The sequence below is a fragment of the Desulfuromonas sp. genome (assembly GCA_002869615.1).
Taxonomy (GTDB): domain Bacteria; phylum Desulfobacterota; class Desulfuromonadia; order Desulfuromonadales; family UBA2294; genus BM707.
Map to the genome: position 1 here is coordinate 1 of PKUH01000056.1, position 5749 is coordinate 5749.

Annotated in this window: 5 protein-coding genes; all 5 read right to left on the reverse strand. The window is 55.9% G+C overall.

Features of this window, described 5'->3' with window-relative positions:
* The coding region (locus C0623_05735) for an NADH-quinone oxidoreductase subunit F (GenBank protein ID PLY01185.1) at positions 1-1157 on the reverse strand (1157 nt) is incomplete at its 3' end.
* Positions 1154-1639 (reverse strand): NADH-quinone oxidoreductase subunit NuoE, encoded by a 486-nt coding sequence (locus C0623_05740; protein ID PLY01186.1) that lies wholly within the window; start codon positions 1637-1639, stop codon positions 1154-1156. The genes C0623_05740 and C0623_05735, both read right to left, overlap by 4 nt.
* A 256-nt stretch (positions 1640-1895) precedes the next feature.
* Complete coding sequence (locus C0623_05745; GenBank protein PLY01187.1) at positions 1896-4283, reverse strand: NADH-quinone oxidoreductase subunit B/C/D; 2388 nt, start codon at positions 4281-4283, stop codon at positions 1896-1898.
* Positions 4280-4738, reverse strand: a complete 459-nt coding sequence (locus tag C0623_05750; GenBank protein PLY01188.1) for an NADH-quinone oxidoreductase subunit A — start codon at positions 4736-4738, stop codon at positions 4280-4282. Before C0623_05750 ends, C0623_05745 begins: the two co-directional genes overlap by 4 nt.
* Before the next feature lie 113 nt (positions 4739-4851).
* Entirely contained in the window at positions 4852-5280 is a 429-nt protein-coding gene (locus C0623_05755; protein PLY01189.1) for a ribonuclease HI, read from the reverse strand.
* Positions 5281-5749 lie beyond the last annotated feature (469 nt).

Consider the following 5749-nt stretch of genomic DNA (forward strand, 5'->3'; position numbering starts at 1 on the left):
GAGATATTGCGGAACTGTTTCTTCAACAGCTCAAAATGCTCCATTGTTGCGGTACCGGCTTCAAACTGCTCAAGCAGCCAGGCAACATACGGCAGGCCGTCACGACAGGGGGTACACCAGCCGCAACTCTCCCGGGCGAAGAACCGGATCAGATTCAGGGTCACGGCGACCATGCAGGTCTCTTCGTCAAAAACCGTGACACCGGCCGTGCCAAGACGACTGCCGGCCTTGCCGATCGCCTCGAAATCGAGCGGCACGGCAAAATGTTCGGCCGTCAGGTATGGAGTCGAAGCGCCGCCCGGCAAACAGGCCTTGAATTTTTTGCCGCCACGGACGCCGCCACCTATATCATTAACCACCTCGCCGAGGGTAATGCCGAGCGGCAGCTCGAAACATTCCGTCCTTTCAAGGTGTCCAGAGAGACCGAACAGCTTGGTTCCGGCGCCCTCCGGGGTCAGCGCCAATGACTTGAACCAGTCGTCGCCGCCGGTCACGATATGCTGAATGTTGGCCAGGGTTTCAACATTGTTGACCGTCGTCGGTTTATCAAACAGCCCCCGCACCGCCGGAAACGGCGGCTTGAGCCGCGGATTCGGACGCCGCCCTTCGAGGCCGCTGAGCAGGGCCGTCTCCTCCCCGCAGATGTAACGACCGGCCGAACGGTGAACATGAATTGCGCAATCGAAACCGCTGCCGAGAATATTCTTGCCCAAAAAGCCCGCCTGTTGAGCTTCCGCGACCGCCCGCTCCAGATTGACGGCACAATCTTCATAGGCGTAACGGATGAAAATATAGGCTTCCGGGGTCTGCAGTGCGTAGGCGGCAATAATAACGCCTTCGATCAGCTGATGCGGGTCACTGCGCAGGAGCACGCCATCCTTATAGGTTCCGGGCTCCATTTCATCACAGTTGCAGACCAGGTATTTCGGTCCCGGCTTGTCGCTCGGGAAGAAGCTCCATTTCATCCCGGTCGGGAAACCGGCGCCGCCGCGGCCGCGGAGATTCGATTTCTTGACCAGATCGGTCACCTCGGTCGGGGTCATCTCCCTGAAGGCCTTTTGCAGGCCTTCGTAACCACCGGTCTTGCGATAACCGTCGATAAAAACGGTCTCGCCGGGAATGTAGTTTTTAAAAAGAACCTGCGGGTAGGCACTCATCGGCTCTCCTCCCGCTCGGCCGCCAGAACCTCTTCAACCGATGCCGGTGTCAGGTTGCCATAGGTCTTGAGGCCAATCATAATTGCCGGGGCCTCACCGCAGGCACCGAGGCAGCAGCTCGGCAGCAGGGTGAATATGCCGTCATCCGTCGTACCGCCGAATTTCACCCCGAGTTTCTGCTGAAGCGCGGCGGCCAGTTCTTCACCGCCGCGGCTCCAGCAACAGATCGAATCACAGATATGAATTACTTTTTTACCGACCGGCTGCCGGAAGATCTTGTCGTAAAAGGTCGCGACCTCCTCGACTTCGACCGGCGGCACACCGATAATTTCAGCGACCAGTTCGACCCCCTCGTCCGGAACCCAGCAATGATTCTCCTGGACGGCGCGCAACAGGTCGATCACCAGCTCCTTCGGATGCTCGAGCTCCGAAGCCTTCCGGCGAAACTGTTCGATCTGTTCGGTTGTCAGTAAGTCAGACATCAAATTCTAAAACCTTTTGTGTCATCAAGGCACCAAGAACACTAATAAAATCAAAATTCATATTAACGCAAAGGCGCAAAGACGCCAGGGAATGAATGATTTCAAAAAAATTTGGAGAAGAGCCCGGAAATTGATTTTAGTTTCATTCAAACCCGGATCCCTTAACTTTGCGACTTCGCACCTTAGCGTTAAAAAATGTTTTTCGGTTTTGCCTTCCTTGGTGCCCTTTGTGCCTTCGTGGCAAACTCTTTAATTTTCATCGATCCAGATCAGCCAGAATAAAGTCGATCGAGCCGAGAATAACGATCAGGTCGGCGAGCAGCCAGCCTTCACTCATCAGCGGCAGCGCCTGCATGTGGGCGAAACTCGGGCTCCGGATCCGCATCCGGTACGGGATACTGCCGCCGTCACTGACCGCGTAGTAGCCGCACTCACCTTTCGATGATTCGGTTGCCCGGTAACACTCCCCCTTCGGCGCCGTCGGGCCGCGGCTGACATTGACAAAATGCGGAATCAGGCTGTCAATATCGTTCAGCCCGTCCTGCCGCTGCGGATAGGCGTAGCGGTAGTCCTCGGTCATCCAGCGTCCGGCCGGCATCCGTTCGGCCGCCTGCTTGACGATCTTCAGACTTTCACGCAGCTCACCGACCCGGACCAGGTAGCGGGCATAGCAATCGCCCCCTTCGGCAGTGATGACATCGAAGTCGAACTCTTCATAACCACAATACGGCATCGCCCGGCGAACATCCCACGGCATGCCGGTGGCGCGCAGGTTCGGTCCGGAGAGGCCCCAGTCAACCGCCTCATCACGCGACACGACCCCGATCCCTTCGGTCCGGGCGCGGAAGAGCGGGCCATCGGTCAAAAGGGTTTCGAACTCGTCGATTCGCTTTTCAAAATCATGGGTAAAATTATCGACCACCTGCTTCCAGCCGTCCGGCAGATCGAGCGGCAACCCGCCGATCCGGAACCAGGCCGGATGCATCCGGCCACCGGTCACCATTTCGATGATATCGAAAATTTTCTCGCGTGATTCAAAGGCGTAGAAGACCGGAGTCATGGCACCGACGTCGTGGGCAAACGTTCCGAGCCAGACCAGGTGACTGACAATCCGGAAAAGCTCACTCAACATCACCCGGGCATAGCGGGCCCGCGGCGGGATCTCGACCCCCATCAGGGTCTCAATACTGTGCAGGTAAGAGAGGTTGTTCTGAACACCGGAGAGATAGTCGATCCGGTCGGTATACGGAATATACTGATTCCAGTGCTGGCGCTCGGCAATCTTTTCCGCACCGCGGTGATGATATCCGATGTCGGCATCAAGGTCGATAACCTCTTCACCCTCGAGCTTGGCTATCAGGCGCAGCACGCCGTGGGTGCCGGGATGATGCGGACCGATATTGAGGATCATGCTATTGGCAGCGTCCTCATCCGGAATCCTTTCGAAGAAATCTGCCGCCGGCACCGGAATCATTCCGGCGGCGGTCTCGGCGGTAAAGGGCGCCATGTCGGTCGCCCGCGACACATGATCCTTACGCAACGGGTGGCCTTCCCACTCCGGCGGCATCAGTATCCGCCGTTGATCGGGATGACCGGCAAAATTGAGACCGAACATGTCGTAGACTTCCCGCTCATACCAGTTGGCATTCGCCCAGATGTCTGTCGCCGAGGGGATCGAGGTGTTTTCGTCGGCAAGGGGAACCTTGATCCGCAGATAGCCGGGCGATTGGAACGAGAGGAGATGATAGACCATGCTGAAGTCATTGTCGGGACGCTGCTTGCGTTCGCGTTCGTCAATGGCGGTAATATCTTCAAGCCGGGCGTAGCGGACCCGGTTGCGGTACTTGAGGAAACGGAGCAGCTCCGGAAGGTCATCCGGGGTGGCGATCAGCCCCGGCATATCGACCGCCGAACCGTCAATAGCGACCCGCCCCTCGAAACGCTCGAGAATTGCTTTCTGCGTGGCATCGCTCCCCTGAGGAAACTCAACCTTCGGCTGTGGCGGTGTCCAGATCGACGCCGAACGGGACCCGAAAAAATCGGGGTGCCGGGCCGAGCTGCCGCGTACCGGGGAATTGCCATACCCGGGACCGCGGGTATCACGACTCTTGCTGACGCCGTCAACAAGCACCGGCCCGGTCGTCCCCTCACTGCCGCCGGAGAGGCCGAGAACCTTGCGCGACGGTTGTTCCTCATTGGCAATCTTTTCCTGAAGCAGCATCAGGCCCTGCAGGAGAGCCTCCGGCCGCGGCGGACAGCCGGGGATATAAACATCAACCGGCAGGATCTGGTTCACCCCCTGAATGACCGAATAGACATCATACATGCCGCCGGAGTTGGCACAACTCCCCATCGAAATGACCCATTTCGGGTTCGCCATCTGCTCATAAACACGCAGGATCGAAGCCCCCATTTTCTTGAACGGCGTTCCTGAGACAATCATCAGGTCGGCTTCACGCGGCGTCGAGCGCAACACCTCGGCACCGAACCGGGCGAGGTCGAAACGGGGTGTCATACTGGTCATCATTTCGACAAAACAGCACGAAAGGCCGAAAAACATCGGCCAGAGCGAATTCTTGCGACCCCAGTTGATGACATCGTCAAGCCGGGTCAGGATAACATTCGGTGGAAGTTCCTGGTTCATCGCCTGCCCTCCGATTCCGGCTTCACCCGGCGCGGCTGTGGTCCCCAATCAAGGCCGCCGGATTTCCAGAGCCAGACCAGACCGAGGAAAAGAATCACGATGAAAAAAGTAATTTGCAGGTATCCGGCCCAGCCGAGAAGATCATAAGCGACAGCCCACGAGACGACAAAAACCATCTCGACATCGAAGATGATAAAGAAAATGGCAACCAGATAAAAAGGGACCGGTTCGCCGAGGTGGGCCTGCCCGGTCGGTGCGACCCCCGATTCGTAAGGTTCATTTTTAACAGCACTACGGGTTTTATGCCCGAGGAACCAGGCAACAAACATCAGGAAGCCGACCAGGCCGACGGCAATCAAGGTATAAAGGCCGAAGGTCAGCAGGGATGTTAAGGGGGGCGGTCCGGCACCGCTGATCGATGCGGCCGCTTCTGTCACGGCATTCAGTTTTGACATCTCGATGCAGATATCCGGATGGAACCGATCTAGAGTTTCACAACAAAGTAAATTTCAGAGATGATATCACCTACGATTGGGCCTGTCTACGCAACAGGCCCGAATTGATCGAATTATTTACCATCCATAATCGCCTGCCGCGCCAGTTCGTCGCATCGCTCGTTTTCCGGGTGGCCGGTATGGCCGCGCACCCAGACCCATTCCACATCATGCTTCTGTCCGAGGGCATGCAACCGCTCCCAGAGGTCCCGATTGGCAACCGGCTTTTTACCCGCGGTCTTCCAGCCGCGCCTGATCCAGCCTTCGAGCCATTCAGTCATCCCCTTCTTGACATATTCGGAGTCAGTTGTCACACGAACCTTGCAGGGCCGGTTCAACGCCTCGAGGCCGACAATCGCTCCAAGCAGCTCCATGCGATTATTGGTCGTCTCCGGATCGTAGCCGGACAGTTCTTTTTCGCTCGAGCCATACCGCAGAATCGTTCCATACCCGCCCGGCCCCGGATTTCCGGAGCAAGCACCATCACTGAAAATTTCTACCATTGAAAACAACTCCTGACGCACTTAATTAATCACCGTCAAACCGTAGCATATTCCGGCAACAATGGAAACGGGCCCGGGAAGCATGTATGGTCAGACCATTAAAAGGTCAGCATTGGCCCGGTAAAACAAAATTCTGTTTCTTTTCTGCTTATTTTTTTTACATTTCCGCCCCGGCAAACAGAAAACAGGGTTCTATTTTCAAGTTACTGAAATAACTGGTTTTTTGCGAAAAATTAACAAACTATCATATTTCTCAAAAAATCGTTTGCAAAACACTATTATAAAAAAATACCTTGAATTTCAGCAACTTAGGGCGTAAAAACGACATCAAACGTTAGCAGGACGAAAGTCCGGAAAGGAGATCGGGACATGATAACCAGCTTTTTAGGAACCCTGGCATTTTATGGTCTTATTCTTCTTGCGGGGCACACCGCCGGTTTTTTTGGTCGGATGATGCGCCACTAATCAC

What these genes read in the sequence shown, in the direction of transcription:
- C0623_05740 (PLY01186.1), bottom strand. Translation starts at nt 1,639, where the DNA reads ATGTCTGACTTACTGACAACCGAACAGATCGAACAGTTTCGCCGGAAG.
- C0623_05745 (PLY01187.1), bottom strand. Translation starts at nt 4,283, where the DNA reads ATGAACCAGGAACTTCCACCGAATGTTATCCTGACCCGGCTTGACGAT.
- C0623_05750 (PLY01188.1), bottom strand. Translation starts at nt 4,738, where the DNA reads ATGTCAAAACTGAATGCCGTGACAGAAGCGGCCGCATCGATCAGCGGT.
- C0623_05755 (PLY01189.1), bottom strand. Translation starts at nt 5,280, where the DNA reads ATGGTAGAAATTTTCAGTGATGGTGCTTGCTCCGGAAATCCGGGGCCG.